We start from the raw sequence: 18,252 nt of genomic DNA, 5'->3' as shown, positions 1-18,252 counted from the left end.
ACTGCAAGGGCAAATGTCTTTGTTCGGTATGTTTGACTTGGGCTAAAGCCCCATGTCTTTAGACCGGGGTTGCTTACAGGATGGTTGCGTAAGTTCTGGTAAATTAACCCAATTCAACGTCAAGCGCGATGGCTATTAGAACCCAGACTTCTTTAAGAAGTCTGGGTTCTGGGTGTTCTGTTTTTTTAGGTGTGTCTACTGAGTTATCATGAGAATTCAGGCTGAACGGTGCGATCGCACTCAACTCTCCCGATTAATCAGCCTGACAAAATGCTGACATCATCAGTGTTGATTATCCTTAACTGTCGTATCTAAGCTCAATTTTACCGATAAAACTACATACCAACACCAATAAGTACCAATCGCCAATAATCCCCCTTCTGTCATATTAGTCATTAGCATAAATGTTAATAGATACAAAGCCAAAGCTGACTCTGGAAAACTTTCTTTAATCAGGTACTTTACACCTCTAAAGATATTATTAAAAAAGGAAAAAATAAACAACAACAATCCACCCCAACCCAGTTCGCAAAGTATATCAATAAAACCATTGTGGGAGTGGGGTGGCACAAAACCAGATTTAACGTCTATAATTCCGTAAGCTGGGTCTTCTAAGCCCCGCCAAGATTGCCAAAATCCTCCCATTCCATAACCAAATATGGGACTGTTGTGATTAATTCTATCAATAATTAAAGGCCAAAAGTTTGTACGACCCGTTAAAGTCATATCTTTTTTCAAACCATCCACAACAATAGCCTCTAAATTATTTAACACCACAATAGCAATACATATACTGCCCACCAAAAACAACAGAAAGCAGAGAAAAGCCCATTTTACAGGTAATCTTTTTAAGACGGACAAATAAACCCAAAAAGTGATTAATATCACTGTCAGAATTCTACTAGCACCACTACAACCTTTTTGCAATCCTACTAAAGCTATTAGAGTTATAAATAATGATAAATATCGATATTTTTTTTCTTTCGCAGCATATAAAATCCATAAAGAAGCAGTGTTAGCCATTTGAAAAGAAAAAGGATTTTTATGGCTTAAAATTCCCGTCCAACAGCCGTCCGATGATGGATTTGTTTGCACGACTCCCCACAAAGCTAATAAACAACTTAGCCATCTCAATAATCCATAAATTTCCAACCAACTATATTGTTTGCCTACATACATAGAAACCAGTGTTATTCCCCACATACTCAAAATAGCCCGATAACTATGTTCAGGAGTTTGTGACCACAACCCTGATAAAGTCATCATTAACAAAAATAAACAGAAAAAACCGTCTCCTAAAATCCATTTTATAGCTACAGGAACTAGATTTTTTGTGGTTTTACTCAAGCGGGGGACTAAAAGTATAATCATGCCGGAATAAATGGCAAGTTGACCGATAATAGTTGGCGCTGTAGTTTTTAAGTTAGAGAAAATGATAGGATGGAGTTTTTGAAAAAGCATCGGCGTGACTCCAGAGCTACTAGTGATAGTAAAAAAAAGTATGCCCACAAAAATTTTTTCTAATCTGGCAGCAAATTTGTGATGGCGGGCGACTAAAATATAAATAGTCACAAAGGCGATCGCCACCAAACAAAAAAGCATCAACATAAACATCGGAACCCTTAAAATATCTTTCATGGCTTTACCTCGAACGTCAAATTTGTTACTAAGTAGGTAGGCGCAAATCAACCAGTTCATGTAACAGAATGTAAAGTGAGCGTAAGCCCGCTCGATTGCTTCGTTTCACTTCGTTTCGCCTCGCTTTTGACTACTTATGTATTTTCATACTCATCTACTTACCTATGAAATGGCTAACCCTTCCTGCTTTACACCTGCCACTGCTAATGCTTGTGTTCGTTTTTTCCTACCCTCAAACCAACCTCGCTCAGTCCCCCTCCCCCACAATTAGCACTAATACTGACTATTATCTAGGTGGTGGAGATAATATTAGAATTGATATCTACGATGTACCGCAGCTTAGTGGGGAGTATCAAATTCCCGCTGGGGGAGCTATTCAAATGCCCATTATTGGTAGTATTTCCCTTCAAGGATTAACTTTAGAACAGGCAGCCCAAGTTATCACTAGAGCTTATGGCCGGATCGTCAAAAGACCTTTAGTTACCATCAGCTTACAAGCTGCCCGCCCGCTCAATATTTGGTTGTCTGGTGAAATAAGTCGTCCCGGCTCATACTTATTGCCCCTAGCTAATGGAGGTGGAACTAGACCGTCAGTTCAGTTTCCCACGCTGCCTCAAGCTTTAGAAAAAGCTGGGGGTATTCGAGCTAGCGCTGATATCCGCCGAGTAATTGTCCGACGCCGCCTCAAGGCCAACCAAGAGATAACTATCACTTATAACCTGTGGGATTATTTACAAACAGGTCAAACCACCCAAGACCTAACGTTGCGAGATGGAGATCAAATATTGGTTCCCCCTCAAGAAAAAATTAACTTAGCAGAAACAAATCAAGTTAGTGAATCTAATTTTTATATACCAGCAGATCAACCCCGTACTGTGTCAGTATTAGGAGAGGTTAAGCGCCCCGGTAGGTATGTTGCGATCGGTGGTGATACCCAAAATGGTCAAAGAACCAACGGACAGCCGACCATCATTCGTGCTCTACAACTAGCTGGTGGCATCACATCAATTGCCGATATTCGCCAAATCCAACTCCAACGTTATACGAGAAATGGCAAACAACAAATCAGCACTATCAACCTTTGGCAATATTTGCAAGAACAAGATGCTTCTCAAGATACTATATTACAAGAAGGAGATATCATCTTTGTCCCTACAGCGACAGCTATCGACCCAGGAGAAGTTTCTGTTCTAGCTACTTCTAGCTTTGCTTCGGCGACTGTGCAAGTGAGTATTATCGGAGAAGTCAATACTCCGGGGGCGTTGAAATTACCTGCTAATACTACCTTAAATCAAGCAATTTTGAGTGCTGGTGGTTTCAAGCAAAATCGTGCCAACTCTAGATTTGTAGAACTGATTAGGCTGAATCCTAATGGCACTATATCTCGCTCCCAAGTACCAATTAATTTGAATCAGGGAATCGATGCTCAAACCAACCCAATTATTCAAGATAATGACATAATTATAGTGGCACGTTCGAGGACTACTGTCTGGATAGACAACATTAACAATATTCTCACACCAGCTAATAATATTATTGGTGGAATTCTCGTTCCCACCAGACTCATAGAGCTACTCAAAATCTTAGTTAATTAGGAATTAAATAACATTTGTCTTATGGATAAAAAACTGTTTTCTTCTCTCAAAAATGACCTTGACGGTCAATATCTGTCTGTTCCCTCCGCTAATTACCTAGCTAGTAGCCCAGAAGATGACGACCAAGTGCTTGATATGAATTGGGTACTAGCTGTACTCAAGCGTCGTGTTCTGGTGATGGTCATAGTATCTGCAGCCATAGCTACTTTGAGTGGTAGTTTCATTCTCTGGAATGCCAAAAAAACTATTTCTGAATACCAAGGAAAATTTACGGTTTTAGTAGAACCGATTACTTCTGACGATCAGCTAGCAAAGCTCTTTGTCCAAGCTCAAGACAATAGTTTGGGTATCACAGAACTGAGCAAAGTTAAATCCTCATCGCAAGAAAATTATTCGGTGGACTATCAAAGCTTAACGCGGGTTTTAAAAAGCCCTGAAGTGTTATTACCATTATTGAAAAGATTGCAAACAAAATATCCACGGTTTGATTATAAAAATCTTATTAACAACCTGGATGTCCAGCGGATTACTTTTGTACAAGATGGCAAAGAGGCGGGTACTAAACTATTAGAAATTAGTTACCGCGATCGCGACTCAAATCGCATAGAATATGTGTTAGAAGAAACTTTAAAATATTACATGGAATATATGCGCCAAGAGCGGTTAAAAATTAGCAGCAAAGGTATTGACTTTATCGACAAACAAATACCACAACTCCAGCAGAAAGTAGATAAATTGCAAAAAGAATTACAAGCATTAAGAATTAAGTATAACTTTAATCAGCCAGATGTAGGTAGCCGCCTGCTATCAGATCAGATAAATTCTTTGGCTAATCTTCGCATAGAAGTGGAAGCACAATCAGCACAAAGTATCCGTCAATATGAAATATACAAACAACGCTCTGCAAATGGTGATAATCGTTGGATTGTTGATATTAGTCCTAAGTCTTATGAAAGTTTAATGGGAAAAGTCAATGAAATAGAGTCGCAATTAGCTTTAAGCTCTACTCAATTTTATGAAAATAGCCTTCCCATTCAATCTTTGCGGGAAAAGCAGCAAAGTTTGCAGGATTTAATGCAAAGAGAAGCTATATCTGTTCTGTTTCAGATGAAAGCACAAATAGAACAGTTGGAAGCTCGCGAGCGGGTGCTAGCTAATAACCAAAAATCACTGCAAGACAAAATAAATGAAATGCCCCAGGCTCAACGTCGCTATGACGGCATACAATTAGAACTAGAACTAGCTAAAGATAATCTTAAACTGTTCCTAGGTAAACAAAAAACTTTACAACTAGATGCTGGTCAAATTGATAGCTCTTGGAAAATTATAGCTAAACCAGAGTTAGTCAGAGACGATAATGGTACTCTCCATGCAGTAAAAGAAAAACCAACTCGCCGCCACTTAGCGATCGCGATCGTTATTAGCAGTTTACTAGGTATTGCTATAGGTTTCCTAGTAGAAGTTTTAAATACAGTTTTCCATACTCCCGAAGAAATTAAATCTGCAACTAAACGTCCTCTTTTGGGAGTAATTCCGATCGCCAAAGCAATGAAAATTAAATCCCTTAGAGGGAAAAGTGCTCCACCTAAATTCACTAGCGTCAGTTCAACTTCTAACAGTCCAAACTCAAGACGAATAATAGCGTCTAATTACCAAGATTTTCCTTTGATAGAGGCATTTCACTACTTATACACAAATATTCACTTATTGAGTGCTGAACATCCCATAAGTTCTTTAACCATCACTTCGACGGTTAGAGGTGAGGGTAAGTCCACTGTAGCAGTTTATTTAGCTAAAACTTCTTCTGCTGTTGGTAAACGAGTATTATTAGTGGATGCTAATCTGCGTTTTCCTCAACTGCACACATACCTTGGCTTATCAAATATTAAAGGTTTAAGTAATACTTTGACTTCTGATTTAAGCTTAAATGAGGCCATCCAGCGATTGCCAGACAATGACAATCTTTTTGTCCTGACTGCTGGTACAATTACCCCAGATCCCATTAAATTACTTTCTTCCAGAAAGATGCACTATTTAATGGAACAATTCCTAGCCTTATTTGATTTAGTAATTTACGATACGCCACCTTTAATTGGTTTAGCTGACGGTCATTTACTAGCTTCTCAAACTGATGGTACAGTGCTGATAGTAAAAATAGAAAAAACCGATCGGGGCATGGTAAGCAAAGCTTTAGATCAACTAAATATAGCCGATTTTAAAGTATTGGGAGTAGTAGCTAATGGGGTTAAAGGACGATAAAATGGAGTTATATCAATTCCGGTTGCACTGCTGCGGAATAGTTGACAGTTGATAGTTGACAGTTGACAGTTGACAGTTGACAGTTGACAGTTGACAGTTGACAGTTGACAGTTAAAAATCTATAGCCTTTCTCAAAAAGATGAGGTATGATTGACAGATTATATAACCACTTAAACTGAGAGGGCTGAAGCCCAACTACGTACCTCATCTTTCTGAGAAAGGCTATAAAATATAAAATCTAAAATCTAAAATCGGTTGACAGTTGACAGTTGACAGTTGACTGTTAAAAATCTAAAATCGGTTGACAGTTGACTGTTAAAAATCTAAAATATAAAATATAAAATATAAAATCGGTTGACTGTTGACTGTTGACTGTTAAAATCTAAAATCGGTTGACAGTTGACTGTTAAAAATCTAAAATATAAAATCTAAAATCTAAAATCGGTTGACAGTTGACTGTTAAAAATCTAAAATCGGTTGACAGTTGACTGTTAAAAATCTAAAATCTAAAATCTAAAATCTAAAATCTAAAATCGGTTGACTGTTGACTTGATTTTATGATTCCGATGCAACCGGAAACGATATTATACAGCATATTCCAGGTTCATGAAGTACACTTTTCAGCTATATTGTGTGATACGTGTTATGTAGGGTGCGTCGCTGCGGAGTCGGTTCAATGAAACTTGCAGATTGACGGTTGGCGACGCACCTTACTTACTAAAAGATTTTGTGTACCGCACATACATGGAATATGCTGTATAACCGCAGAAAGAAGTAAGAAGTCGATGTAAAATGCCCGATCGGTAAATTAATCTAATTAAACGTAAAACGAGCTCGCTGTTAGAACCCCGACTTCTTAAAGAAGTCGGGGTGGTAATTAGATCGCGACCTAAGAAAGAGTTTTTCGAGCGCGTTCCGATCGCTCTTCTGCGGTATCCATAACATCCGCCATTTTATCCACCATTTCCCCTGGATAATTTTCCAGTACCCGAGTAGAAAGCGAAATTCGGCCGCGACTTTCATCGAGGTCAACCACCAGCGCTTTCAGGGGTTGACCGGGAGCAAAGAGCTTTCCAAGGTTATCAATGTATTTTTGGCTGACTTGCTTGATGTGCAGCAAACCGCTAACTCCTTCCAAATCCACAAAAACGCCAAAAGGCTTGATGCTGCTGACTTTTCCTTCCACCAACTGACCGATTTGCAAATCCTTGAAGGCATTCGATTGAGTGGCCATCCGCTGGGAAAGTACGAGTTTTTCTCGATCGCGATCGACCTCCAAAAAATTCACGCTCAAAGATTGACCGATCAGCGATTCTATGTTATCGCGTTCCACTAAGTGCGATCGGGGAATAAAACCGCGCATTCCCTGAACATCTACAGTCACGCCGCCCTTATTCGCCCCAGAAACCCGCACCTGAAGAACTTTTCCAGTTTCCTGCAATTCAATTAAATCTTCCCAAGCTTGCTGAATTTGTAACTGCCGCAGAGACAAGGTAACTTGGCCATCTGCATCTTGTTCGCGGATAATCAAAAAGTCCCGTTCCTCATCCAGCGGAACCACTTCCGACAAATCAGTTACCGTTCTCAAAGCAGCCTCTTCGATCGGCAAAAAAGCCGAAGACTTGCCGCCGATATCAACATACGCGCCGTTTGAGTCGTACTCGAACACTTTGCCGCGCACTACTTGTCCCTTCTGGAACTCGTAATTGTGCTGTTCGAGGGCTTTAGCAAAATCATCCATTGAAAAGGATGCTTTTGCGCTTTGAGAACCTGTAGATTTGGAATTCATGTCAGTTTAGTTGTCAGTTGTCAGTAATTTAGTTGTCACTTGTCAGTAGAAAAATTTTCCCACTCTCCCCATCTTCCCATCTTCCCATCTCCCCATCTTCCACTCTCTAAGCTGGTTGAAGTTGCTGATGAAATAGCTGCTTCACCTGCACCCACGAATCTGCTGCTGCGGTAGCGTCGTAACTGCCGCGGTGGTCGCAGAAGAAGCCGTGATCGGCATTGTAGCGGAAAATTCGGTGAGAAATATGGTGTTTTTGCAATTCAGCGGCGATTTGGTCAACTTGTTCTAACGGAATGCTGGGGTCTTGAGTGCCGAAAAAGGCGTAGAGAGTGCCTTTAATGTCTGCTGTGCGGGCGATCGTCGGGGTTCCACCGCCGGGGGTTAGAGTGGCGACACCAGCGCCGTAGAACGACGCTGTAGCCTTGATTTCGGGCAAAGTAGCGGCGAGGTAGGCGACGTGTCCCCCAAAGCAGAAACCGATGCAGCCAAAACCTGGCTGTTTGACAGAGGGTAGAGTTTTGAGGTAATCGATGGCGGCTTGGATGTCGCCGAGAAGTTCGGAAGCTGTGGTTTTTTCTTTGTATTCTCTGCCGATTTTGATGTCTTCGGGTGTGTAGCCCGTTTCAAAGCCGGGGGCTTGACGCTGGTAAATGGCTGGGGCGATCGCCACATATCCTTCTTTTGCTATTCTTTCGGTAACTTCGCGGATGTGCGAATTGACGCCAAAGATTTCTTGAATCACGATAACTGCGGGAAATTGCCCTTCTGCTGCGGGTTGGGCTAGGTAAGCGGCGATTTGCAAATCTCCGTTGGGAAATGTGATGTTAGCTGTGCGAATTTCTGAGTTTGTCATAGGGAGTTTTAGTGCAAATTTTGCTCTATAGCAATTCTATTTCATTTTTGAATGATATTTTTTTAACGAACCGCGAAGGCCGGTTAGCGAAGCGCTTCGTTTCAACTTACATCTTTCACCATTCTCAATTACCTATTTAGGAACAGGCATCTTGCCTGTTCCACAAAACTTAATTTTATTGTGGAACGGGCATCTTGCCCGTTCTTGACAATGGCAAAAGATGTAATTTTTAGTTTTTGAGTACCTAATTACCATTTTTACAATATCGCATTACCCGGAAATCTCTGCTTCAAAACAGGCATCACCGGACAAGGTTTTTGCTCCTGTAAATTCTCTGGTTTGTTCCAACTAAAAGGCCCTTTCTTCTCCGCAGCCATCCACAGCAAGCTTTTTGCTCGCGTCATCGCCACATACAGCAGTCGAAACTCTTCTGCTGTTTTCAAATAACCTGCTTGTTCCCACGCTTCGCCTAGATTTGGTAAAGGATATTTTTCGTGCAAACTTGCTCTAATTTGTGCTCTCGCTACCTCTGCTAAAGTGAAATCTCCTAAAAATCGGGCTTGGGGCAAAACTCGCAAATTTCCGGGGATGGTTTGTTCGTGTAAAAACGGCAAAAATACACAATCCCAATCTAATCCTTTAGCTTTGTGCATGGTAATAATTGTTAGTTGACCTTTGCTGGTATAGCGTTCTTCTATTTTGTCGTCTGCATCCACAGGTTCAAATCTTTCGGAACTGACAATTTCGCTCAGTACGTCCAAAATATTTCGCATTGAATTGTTGCCTGCTGTTTGGATTGCTACCCGTTCTGCTAATTTGTCGGCGGTGGCTAATTCTGTTTGGTCGTATTGCAGCGCTAAGGCTAAGAAGGAAATGATTTGGTAGGGTGGCAGTTCTAAGCTAGCTTGCAGCAAACCGCAGCAAAAATAGCGGCATTTGCGAACTGGTTCTGACTGCTGCGGGTCTAGCGGGCCTGGGTAAAGGAATTGCTCGGGGCTGGTAGCAAAAGCATTGTAGTCTTGTTTGGGGATGAGTTGCCGATCGCTCAAAATCTTTAATGCTGCTTTCAGGTAGTCTGGAGAGTGCGGGCGATCGAGAAATTGCAGTAATGTTAAGATTTCCCAAGGCACTTGAGAATGTCTGTCGCGCTCTCCCACATCCTCTATTTTAATCCCGTATTTCCGCAAATCAAAGCTTAATCCGTGTTTTTGAGGATTTTCCAGCACTTCTTTGATAAACTTGCCTTGTTTGTTTTCCCGCACCAAAATAGCCATCGATTTCAGATTTTCTAACGGCAATTTTGCGCTATTTTCCCCATCGCTCGCTTCTGCGCCTAAATCGATAGCTTTTTCATTCCTTGCGAATTCAAAATCGGCGGGTAAAAATTCCTCTACTAACTCAATTACCCGCTTCCCAATTAACTCAACTGTATGGTAAATATCGCGGGGAGTATGCAATTCTAAGCCTCGACCAATGGGGGCGGAATTTGCATTCTGTTGCGGGTCATCGCTGGGTACTGGCTTAATAGTTTGGTCGCGAAAAGGCTGTTCCGTTCCCGCTAATTTCGAGCTGTTTACCCATTTCAACATAAAGTTAGCTGCATCGATAATCACCTGGGTGCTGCGGCCTGCACCGTCCATTGTCGCTAACTTGTTTTCCACTTCGCAGTCTTCGCAAAATTTCCGAAAATAAATCGGGTCTGCGGGTGTAAAAGTAGAATTAATTGCTTGATTTGGGTCGCCAACTCTGATAAAATTGGGAGGTGAGTTAGGACGCTCGGGATCGATCGCCAATGTTTCCAAAAGCCGAGTCTGCAAAGGTGTAGAATCTTGGGCTTCGTCCTCGAAAACGGCAAATACTTGCTTTTGCTCGATCGCCCTCGCCCTCGGATTGTCCAACACCCGCAAAGCTGCTAAAATCATCTCGTCGTAATCGATGAATTCCCGACTCCTCAACAAAGCCTGATATTTTTGATATAAACCCCCAGCTACCGCTAAAATTTCATAACCGTCGCCCGAATCAAGAGCGCTCATTTCTAACAACTCTTCTGGAAACAAACCAGAAGATTTCGCCTCGTGAATCACAGTTTTAGCTAACTGCGGCAAAATCTCCGTCCGCAAAACCGATTGTCGCCGCAATCTCTCCGTTTCCTCTCCGTCAAATTGCTGTCCTTCCAACAAAACTTGATATCGGCGGGGATTTTCAGCGATCCAAAGTTCTACACAAGTGCGAATTAAGCGGTGACTTTGAGTTGGAGTAACTAAAGTAGAATTTTCTAAATTTAAACCCGACAAATCGGGATGGCGCATCGCAATATTTAAAGCTAAACCGTGCAAAGTGTGCACTGCAAAACCGCCTTGATATAAAGACAATTGTTGCAGTCTTTCGCGAATTTTAGCTTTAATATTAGCAGCAGCCGATCGCGTAAATGTCACGACAATTAACTGGCGGCGGTTGTGAAGCTGGTTGCGGGCGATCGCAATTGCCGACGCAGCAGCCATTCCCGTAGACTTCCCGGCCCCGGGAACCGCCGAAACAGCAAGGGGGCCGCCTTCCCAATCCGCCATGTCCTGCTGCCCCGCACGCAAGCTTTCGCGAATTTTAAGGCAAGCTTGTTCTCGCAAAATCGCCGCAGCCACTGAGTCTGAAAGCGCTGAGGCTACATCCGGGCGATCGGTATTGGTTGTCGATCGCATAAAATCAGTATCAAATTCATCTGTCATTCGATTTTAGATTTTAGATTTTAGATTTTAGATTAGAAAAATATTTGTCGCGTTCAGCCTTTTTAAACGGTATCAGACACCGAGTTGCTTTAGTTGCGATCGCCTATGCCCAGAACCCAAACCGTCAATCGATTTTAGATTTTAGATTTTAGATTTTAGATTGAATAAAGCGACCCCGCTCAGAAATCTGGGCACTGGCGGGAGCGAGGAGCTTTTTTCTCGCTCCACGGATGAATCCGGGGACTTGCGACCAAATTGTTTTCGGTCATCACACCGATATTTATTGGCTTTCATCTGCGTTTATCTGCGGTTAAAAATCCCAAAGTATTCAACCTCTACCGTTTCCATTTCGGTATCGGCTAAACTAATGCTATCTATTCGAGCTTAAATTGAAACCAGCATAAAATTCAATACCCAAGCCTTTTTTATAGGAGTCACCCAAAATGAAAACTCACCTCAAAATCAATTCCCCCCCGCCCAAGCCAAACCCAAACCCAGCCAACAACAGCACAACTCGTTTTGCTGTGGCGGTATTCTTAACTTTATCTTCAGCCGTTGCTTTGCCTAGCTGCGGAGGAGATTCAACCAGCAGCGCTCCACCCGGCGGAGCTTCATCCAGCAGCCGTGAAAACCAAGTTGCCGCATCGGCTCCACCACCCCCACCAGCACCCGAGCAAGCAGCCCAAAGGTCAAAAACTCCTGGTGCATCAAAAAAAGCAGCAGAAACTCCAGCAACCCGTCCCCAACTGATTAAAAAAGCCGAACTCAGTGTAGTTGTCAAATCTATTGACGCCAGCACTAAATCTGTTACTAATATTGTCGAAAAACAGCAAGGCGATATCTTGGGTTTCCAAAATCAAAAGCCGCCGGATTCGAGTGTCCGCCAAACCGCGTCTGTGGAGATTCGCGTGCCTCAAGAACGGTTAGAAACTACTTTAGACACTTTGGCAAAACTCGGAACTGTAGAGAACCGTGCTCTGACGGCTGAGGATGTTACCGATCAATTAGTTGACAATGAGGCTAGGCTGCGGAACCTCCGCAAATCGGAGCAAATGGTGTTAAAAATTATGGAGCGATCGGGTTCTGTCGGCGACGTGCTCAAAGCTGCTCAAGAGTTGAGCAATATTCGGGAGTCGATCGAACGCATTGACGCTCAGTTAAAAAGTTTGCGAAATCAAGTAGCCTATTCGACTATTAGCTTAACTCTAGAAGCTGCAGTATCGGCTCAACAAACTCCCGAACCTTCTCTAGGTTTGCGGGTGCAGGAAACTTGGGGGAAAGCGACTCATTCTGTGGGTGAATTGACGCTCGGTTTGTTTGGTTTGGGTATTTGGCTGTTGGCTTACAGTCCTTATTTGCTGTTAATTGCCGCTGCGGTTTACGGCTTTAATCGATTTAAGAAACAGCATTCTGTTCCGAAAATTCAAGAACCGAAACCGCCTCAGTAGTCAGTAGTCAGTAGTCATTAGTCATTAGTCAGTAGTCAGTAGTCAGTAGTCATTAGTCAGTAGTCATTAGTCAGTAGTCATTAGTCATTAGTCATTAGTCATTCCACCCACGTAAAATTTATGTATTGTGGAACGGCCGGAGAACCCGTTCTTAAAACCAACGACAACTGACAACTGACAACTAACAACTAACAACTGACAACTAACAACTGACAACTAACAACTAAGGAATGAAAAATAAATAACTTGCACAATTAAACCCCAGAAGCCTCGATCCAAGGTAAACTATTGCTCTATTAGTCACCTTATTTATTTTTCATTCCTAAGAGCGCTGAAGCGCAACTACGTACCAGTCATAGGTATGTAGTTGCGCTTGGGCGCTCTTTCGTAGGCTAAGGAATGAAAAATAAATAACTTGCACAATTAAACCCCAGAAGCCTCGATCCAAGGTAAACTATTGCTCTATTAGTCACCTTATTTATTTTTCATTCCTAACAACTAACAACTAACAACTAACAACTAACAACTAACAACTAACAACTAACAACTAACAACTAACCACTGACAACTGACAACTGACTAATCATCAATTTGCCATCCATCTTTGGTATAGTCTTCATCCACAATCTTTTTCGGACGCATCACCAGAACAACTCGCCCCAAAATAGGAATATCCGGGGATTGTTCAAACCAGTACAGTTCTAAATTGCCAGCGTTATCGGCGAGGAAATAACTGTCAGCATCCCACTGTCTTTGGGCTCGATCGGCAATAATCAAAACTTCTTCAACTTTACCTTGCAGCGGTACCGGCAATCGATCGCTCATTTCCAAAACCGCCACCGGATCTTCCGCGTTCAAGATTACCTGCCATCCGGGAATCGCCACCCAAGCTCCCGCTCCCGAAAATTTTACCATTCGGAACGGCTCGATTTCCTCCGGCAAAGGCACTGCCAGCAAATCTGTCGTAGAAAGCGGCAATTTGCCCACAACCGGGACAACCCGGGGCAATTGTTCCTCAGAATCGAGCCGGTAGACGGGCAAGCGGGGCGCTTCCTTTCTCGAAACTACGGTAAAATCCACGAGCAACTGCTCGATTTGCCCCCTAGCGGTTTGGCTGCTAGCTAATTTTAAACCGCGAGCAATTAAGCGCGATCGCTCTTGCAAATCGCTTTTCTGTCTCGCCAATTGCCAGCACTGGTAAGCTACAGCATCCCCTGGAGTGTCTGTGAACCCTTGGGGAAGACTGCCGAAGTGCGAAAACTCCTTGATCGCTTTAGCAACTTGGCGAGCATCGTCAACATCCAAATTGTGTGCTAGCATCAAAGCCGCCGCCCCAGCCCGCTCTACTTGAGAGAGAATCCGAAACTCGTATAAGATATCACTACCTTTGCGGAGGAAGTGCGATCGAACTTCCTCTGAAGCCCCAGCGTTGACCATGCTGGTGTAAACTTGGGCTGCGACGCTGACTTGATTTTGCTGAATTGGCTCAAAACCAGTTTCTTCAAAAATCCTTTGAGAGTTGTATGCCGCTTTTTGGAGTGCAGTGCAGGCCTGTCCCCACTCTACCCAAGTGCCTTCTTTTCGGCGGAGCGATCGAATTAACTTTTCGACATCCACAGCATTGGTGGAGGGTTCAGATGCTGGAGGGAAGGAATCTTGCGGTGTATCAGTCATAATTGGATTAAAAATCAGCGCTAAGTTATGTGTGATTGGATACCAGCAAGGCTTCTGTCGCCGCAGAGCTATAGATTGATAGTAAGTGAGTTATGAGACTATTGTTACAGAATAGTTGCTCGCCCAAATTTATAAAGGGGAGTTTATCCTATTGTTATGTATAATGCCATTCCAGAGCTAGATCAAATTAAACGCCAGCTCATGACCCTACACCGACCGAAAAAACCCAAAATGCTGGTAGTAGACGACGAACCAGACAATCTGGATTTACTCTACCGCACTTTCCGACGAGATTTTAACGTGCTCAAAGCTGAGAGCGGAATTCGCGCCTTGGAAGTCCTCGGCATCGAAGGCGAGGTCGCCGTGATCATTTCCGACCAGCGGATGCCAGAAATGAAGGGAACGGAGTTTCTGAGCAAAACCGTGCCCCAGTTTCCGAATACGGTCAGAATTATCTTGACTGGTTTTACGGACATTGAAGACTTGGTGGATGCCATTAACTCAGGACAGGTTTACAAGTATATCACCAAGCCTTGGGACCCGAACGAATTGAAAATGGTTGTGCAAAAAGCGGCCGAGACTTATGAAGTTCTCAAGCAGCGGACTGAGGAATTGCACCGCTCCCAAAATCAAATACAACTGTTAGCAACAATCATGCAAACGGCTGTGGATTATCCGAGTTTGGAAGCAAGCTTAGATCCAATTGCTACTGCTGTAAGCGATAATTTTTTGGCGGATGCTTGCATTTTGCAACTGGTGGAAGGAACTGTTTTAATGCCAGTCCAAGGCAGTCACACCACCGGCCAAACTGTGGAAAATTGGCTGGCAGATGACCCTCTGGTCCGCGAGGCAATCGCCTCTCAAACTATTCAGGGTGCTGTGAATATTGCCAACGACACCGCCCTAGCGAGTGTGCCGCACTATCAGAAATCCGGCATTCAAGCTCACCTGAGCGTCCCGGTGATTCACAAGGGTCGATCGATCGCCCTGATGTCTATCCAGTGGAAGCAACCTTGTTCCCTGCGCCCCGACGAACTCACAACAGTTCACCTCGCAGCTCAACAAGTTGCTTTGGTATTGACGAGTTTTCAGGGTAATTAGTCATCAGTCAGTCGATTTTAGATTTTAGATTTTAGATTTTAGATTTACTTGCAGCGCAGTGAATCTTGGAGCTTGAACAAAAGTCTAAAATTTTGGAATCTCCACGACGATTGTCGCGAGCTTGTACCTGTTTTTGGGCGGGGTCATCAGTCATTAGTTGTCAGTCATTAGTTATTAGTCGGCTCTGTGTCTTAAGTCGAAAATGATAGCAAACCAATGATTCAAGACAAAATATCACCGCTCGCTAACAAATAAAAAAGCATTAATGACTGGCGACAGCATGAGATGAATGGAGGGATTAACTATTTTTTCCTGCGGCTCAATGACTGATGACTAATGACTAATGACCAATGACCCATGACCAATGACCCATGACCAATGACCCATGACTAATGACTAATAACGCCGAACAAATTAAAACTATATTTAATCGAATTGCACCAGTTTACAACCAATTGAACGACTGGTTGAGCTTTGGGCAACACCGGATTTGGAAGCAAATGGCGGTGAAATGGAGCTGTGCGGGCCCGGGAAATACTTGTTTAGATTTGTGCTGCGGCAGCGGGGATCTAGCTTTGCTGCTGGCCAAACAAGCAGGGCCGACGGGTTGCGTGTTTGGAGTAGATTTTTCCGCCGAACAATTGGCCGTTGCCGCCACGCGCGATCGACCTTTTCTCACTCCTGCAAGTCCCATTTCCTGGGTAGAAGCTGACGCCCTAGACTTGCCTTTTGCCGACAATTACTTCGACTGCGCCACAATGGGTTACGGCCTCCGCAACGTGACTGATATTCCCCGCAGTCTTCAAGAATTGCACCGCGTCCTCAAACCCGGTGCAAAAGCAGCTATTCTCGACCTCCACCGCCCCAGCAATTCCCTAATGCGGAGCTTTCAGCAGTTTTATTTAGATACTCTCGTAGTACCGATTGCTCAGCAATTTGGCATGACTCAAGAATATGCCTACATTAATCCTAGTTTAGAAAAATTCCCGATCGGCCAGCAGCAAGTTGCGATCGCCCGCCAAGCCGGATTTTCCGCCGCCACCCACTACCCCATTGCCGGAGCTATGATGGGAGTATTGGTATTAGTCCGTTGACAGTTGTCAGTTGTCAGTTGTCAACAGTCAACAGTTAACAGTCAACAATCAACAATTCCCAATTCCCAATTCCCAATTATTGATGAATCCGTCTGACATTTGGCTGTTGTTGGCCCCACCTGTAGTGGGAGGAATTATTGGCTATTTCACTAATGATATAGCTATCAAAATGCTGTTCCGCCCCTATCGAGCTATTTACATCAAAGGGCGGCAGTTGCCTTTCACTCCAGGCTTGATCCCCCGCAACCAAGAGCGCTTGGCAAAGCGAATTTCTGACACAATTATGGGTTCGCTGCTGACGCCGGAGGAACTGCAAAACTTGGCGCGCCGCCTCCTGCAAACTGAGCGGATGCAGTCGATAATTCTCTGGCTGTTGCAGTTGGCGCTGGATCAGGTAAAAGCAGACGCAGAGCAAAAAACCGCTAAAATTCTCGCTAACATTCTGCGAGATTTGCTGGGGGAATCTGTGCCGCGAATTCTCAAAGTTTTGGCGCGCCGGGAAGATTTTTTAGAAGCTCAGCTAAATCAAATTTTTGACCAAGTTTTGCTGGAGATTCAGCTAACAGAAGCTCAGGCAGCTCAGCTTGCTGAGTGGTTGTTGCAGGTAGTAATACCCCCGGAAGTGCTGCGTCAGGCTTTAATTGACTTTTTGACCGATCGCAATATTTCGATCATCGATGAAGGGTTTCGAGAAAAAACTAGCGGCACTTATTGGGTAGTAGCAAATTTGTTTGGTTTGCGAAACACTTTAACTCGGCTGCGGACTTTTTGTCTAGATGACAGAGAAGCGACAAATCAGCGGTTAGCAGAGTTAACTATTTCTTTGGGAATTCGCGGGCGAATTCAGGAATGGCTGCAAAATTTGTCGATGCAAAATTTACCGGTTTCGACTGTGAGACAGTTGCGAAAAACTATGCGCGACAGCGTTCGCAGCTACGTTCAACAGCGGGGTACAGAGGTACTTGATGGGTTGAGCAAATCTATTGATTGGGAAAATGTTTCGCGGTTGATTCTCAATCGACTGCAAACTTCAGCGGTGATGAGCGCTTCCCTGGAAATTGTCAGCAAAGAACTGGCTTTGGTTTTAGAGCGCTATCTAGAGCGGGATTTAGAAAATATTGTAGCTCAGGCTATCCCAATTTTGAATATCGACCAGGTGATTGTCGATCGAGTAAAAGGTACTTCTCCTGAAGAGTTGGAGTTAGCAATTCAGGGAATTGTCCAAAGCGAGTTGCAGGGAATTGTAAATTTAGGAGGCATTTTGGGTGTTTTTGTCGGCTGTTTGCAGACAGTTGTGGTTTGGATTCAGCGGTGATTTATTTCGGCAGTTGTGAGATATTTGTTATAGTCTAATATTCACTCTCTCTTGCACGCACAGTACCAAAAACCCGGTTTTTCGGCTGTATTTACCGCGTCAACCAGAGGATTTCTGGTAGAAACCGGGTTTTTTTGCCCAATCCTAATTTACTTATTTCCTAAATCTATGGCAGCCCCAAATTCGGACGATCGCACGTACATCCCAAAAAACCCCCGCAACCTCAGCCGCCAACAATACGAGCGTTTAACCGCAGAAATAGCCACTCCCTATCGGCCTCTGCGCCAGTTTGTCTATGTAGCTTGTGGCGCTTCGGGCTTTATCGGCGGCTTGGTTTTCCTCGCTAAAATTGCCTCTGGCCGGGAAATTGGCTCTGCTTTGCCCAATTTTGCGCTCCAAGTCGGAGTCGTGGCTCTGATGGTGTTCCTGTTTCGCTGGGAGCAGCGCGCCGAAGGCCGATCCCCGAAGTCCAAGTAACAAAACTTTACAAATCGAGACAAAAATCTATCTGAGGCAAGGAAAAGTTAGAAATATAAAGAAATTATTATGAAATCCTGGTTTGTCAGCGATCCCTGTAACGATAAAAGTGTGGGTTCAAGTGGGGTCAGCAAATTTAAAGACCCTAATCATAAACCGCTTGTAATTGGTTCAATTGGGGTCAGCTTTCATAAAGACCCTAAATATATAAAATAAATTTAAGCCCAGCGCCAGCCTTTACCGATCGAAGAGCTGGCGTTGGCTATTTTGCTAAGAGCGGGAGATT

12 protein-coding genes are annotated in these 18,252 nt (G+C 43.6%); 7 read left to right on the top strand and 5 right to left on the bottom strand.

Annotated features, from left to right (window positions below; translation table 11 throughout):
* Positions 1–282 precede the first annotated feature (282 nt).
* A complete protein-coding gene (locus QUA56_RS03530) occupies positions 283–1,638 on the bottom strand; it encodes an O-antigen ligase family protein (protein WP_333353283.1) in 1,356 nt (451 codons plus the stop codon).
* Positions 1,639–1,802: 164 nt separating this feature from the next.
* Here QUA56_RS03530 and QUA56_RS03525 point away from each other — a divergent pair, with 164 nt between their 5' ends.
* Both QUA56_RS03525 and QUA56_RS03520 read left to right on the top strand, forming a co-directional pair.
* On the top strand, positions 1,803–3,233 hold the full coding sequence (locus QUA56_RS03525) for an SLBB domain-containing protein (RefSeq protein ID WP_333353280.1): 1,431 nt from the start codon (positions 1,803–1,805) through the stop codon (positions 3,231–3,233).
* A gap of 21 nt (positions 3,234–3,254) precedes the next feature.
* A complete protein-coding gene (locus QUA56_RS03520; protein ID WP_333353278.1) occupies positions 3,255–5,492 on the top strand; it encodes a polysaccharide biosynthesis tyrosine autokinase in 2,238 nt (745 codons plus the stop codon).
* 889 nt (positions 5,493–6,381) lie between these two features.
* On the opposite strand, the gene QUA56_RS03515 is transcribed toward QUA56_RS03520, so the two are convergent.
* The 3 genes from QUA56_RS03515 to QUA56_RS03505 all read right to left on the bottom strand — a co-directional run bounded on the left by QUA56_RS03515 (position 6,382) and on the right by QUA56_RS03505 (position 10,857).
* Positions 6,382–7,281 carry a S1 RNA-binding domain-containing protein gene (locus tag QUA56_RS03515; RefSeq protein ID WP_333353275.1) on the bottom strand — a complete coding sequence of 300 codons (900 nt, stop codon included), beginning with the start codon at positions 7,279–7,281 and terminating at the stop codon, positions 6,382–6,384.
* 106 nt (positions 7,282–7,387) lie between these two features.
* On the bottom strand, positions 7,388–8,134 hold the full coding sequence (locus QUA56_RS03510) for a dienelactone hydrolase family protein (protein ID WP_333353272.1): 747 nt from the start codon (positions 8,132–8,134) through the stop codon (positions 7,388–7,390).
* Between the two features lie 257 nt (positions 8,135–8,391).
* Positions 8,392–10,857 (bottom strand): ATP-dependent helicase, encoded by a 2,466-nt coding sequence (locus tag QUA56_RS03505; RefSeq protein ID WP_333353269.1) that lies wholly within the window; start codon positions 10,855–10,857, stop codon positions 8,392–8,394.
* A 443-nt stretch (positions 10,858–11,300) separates the two neighbouring features.
* On the opposite strand from QUA56_RS03505, the gene QUA56_RS03500 reads away from it, so the two are divergent.
* Positions 11,301–12,305: a DUF4349 domain-containing protein gene (locus tag QUA56_RS03500; protein ID WP_333353266.1), complete on the top strand. Its 1,005-nt coding sequence runs from the start codon at positions 11,301–11,303 to the stop codon at positions 12,303–12,305.
* A gap of 579 nt (positions 12,306–12,884) precedes the next feature.
* Here QUA56_RS03500 and QUA56_RS03495 read toward each other — a convergent pair.
* On the bottom strand, positions 12,885–13,979 hold the full coding sequence (locus QUA56_RS03495) for a RuBisCO accumulation factor 1 (RefSeq protein WP_333353263.1): 1,095 nt from the start codon (positions 13,977–13,979) through the stop codon (positions 12,885–12,887).
* 156 nt (positions 13,980–14,135) lie between these two features.
* On the opposite strand from QUA56_RS03495, the gene QUA56_RS03490 reads away from it, so the two are divergent.
* From QUA56_RS03490 to QUA56_RS03475, 4 genes are all read left to right on the top strand, one after another.
* Positions 14,136–15,080 carry a response regulator gene (locus tag QUA56_RS03490; protein WP_333353260.1) on the top strand — a complete coding sequence of 315 codons (945 nt, stop codon included), beginning with the start codon at positions 14,136–14,138 and terminating at the stop codon, positions 15,078–15,080.
* Between the two features lie 392 nt (positions 15,081–15,472).
* Entirely contained in the window at positions 15,473–16,174 is a 702-nt protein-coding gene (gene ubiE / locus QUA56_RS03485; protein WP_333353257.1) for a bifunctional demethylmenaquinone methyltransferase/2-methoxy-6-polyprenyl-1,4-benzoquinol methylase UbiE, read from the top strand.
* A gap of 82 nt (positions 16,175–16,256) precedes the next feature.
* Positions 16,257–17,489, top strand: coding sequence for a DUF445 family protein (locus QUA56_RS03480; RefSeq protein WP_333353289.1), 1,233 nt, complete (start codon positions 16,257–16,259; stop codon positions 17,487–17,489).
* Between the two features lie 168 nt (positions 17,490–17,657).
* Complete coding sequence (locus QUA56_RS03475; protein WP_333353255.1) at positions 17,658–17,966, top strand: DUF3493 domain-containing protein; 309 nt, start codon at positions 17,658–17,660, stop codon at positions 17,964–17,966.
* Positions 17,967–18,252 lie beyond the last annotated feature (286 nt).

The organism is Microcoleus sp. N3A4, assembly GCF_036701805.1.
GTDB lineage: Bacteria > Cyanobacteriota > Cyanobacteriia > Cyanobacteriales > Microcoleaceae > Microcoleus.
Note: the sequence above shows the minus strand (reverse complement) of the source record. Positions and strands in the feature narration are given on the sequence as shown.

Bases quoted from the DNA above. Each gene is read 5' to 3' on its own strand.
- QUA56_RS03530 (WP_333353283.1), bottom strand. From the start codon at position 1,638: ATGAAAGATATTTTAAGGGTTCCGATGTTTATGTTGATGCTTTTTTGT.
- QUA56_RS03525 (WP_333353280.1), top strand. From the start codon at position 1,803: ATGAAATGGCTAACCCTTCCTGCTTTACACCTGCCACTGCTAATGCTT.
- QUA56_RS03520 (WP_333353278.1), top strand. From the start codon at position 3,255: ATGGATAAAAAACTGTTTTCTTCTCTCAAAAATGACCTTGACGGTCAA.
- QUA56_RS03515 (WP_333353275.1), bottom strand. From the start codon at position 7,281: ATGAATTCCAAATCTACAGGTTCTCAAAGCGCAAAAGCATCCTTTTCA.
- QUA56_RS03510 (WP_333353272.1), bottom strand. From the start codon at position 8,134: ATGACAAACTCAGAAATTCGCACAGCTAACATCACATTTCCCAACGGA.
- QUA56_RS03505 (WP_333353269.1), bottom strand. From the start codon at position 10,857: ATGACAGATGAATTTGATACTGATTTTATGCGATCGACAACCAATACC.
- QUA56_RS03500 (WP_333353266.1), top strand. From the start codon at position 11,301: ATGAAAACTCACCTCAAAATCAATTCCCCCCCGCCCAAGCCAAACCCA.
- QUA56_RS03495 (WP_333353263.1), bottom strand. From the start codon at position 13,979: ATGACTGATACACCGCAAGATTCCTTCCCTCCAGCATCTGAACCCTCC.
- QUA56_RS03490 (WP_333353260.1), top strand. From the start codon at position 14,136: ATGTATAATGCCATTCCAGAGCTAGATCAAATTAAACGCCAGCTCATG.
- ubiE (WP_333353257.1), top strand. From the start codon at position 15,473: ATGACTAATAACGCCGAACAAATTAAAACTATATTTAATCGAATTGCA.
- QUA56_RS03480 (WP_333353289.1), top strand. From the start codon at position 16,257: ATGAATCCGTCTGACATTTGGCTGTTGTTGGCCCCACCTGTAGTGGGA.
- QUA56_RS03475 (WP_333353255.1), top strand. From the start codon at position 17,658: ATGGCAGCCCCAAATTCGGACGATCGCACGTACATCCCAAAAAACCCC.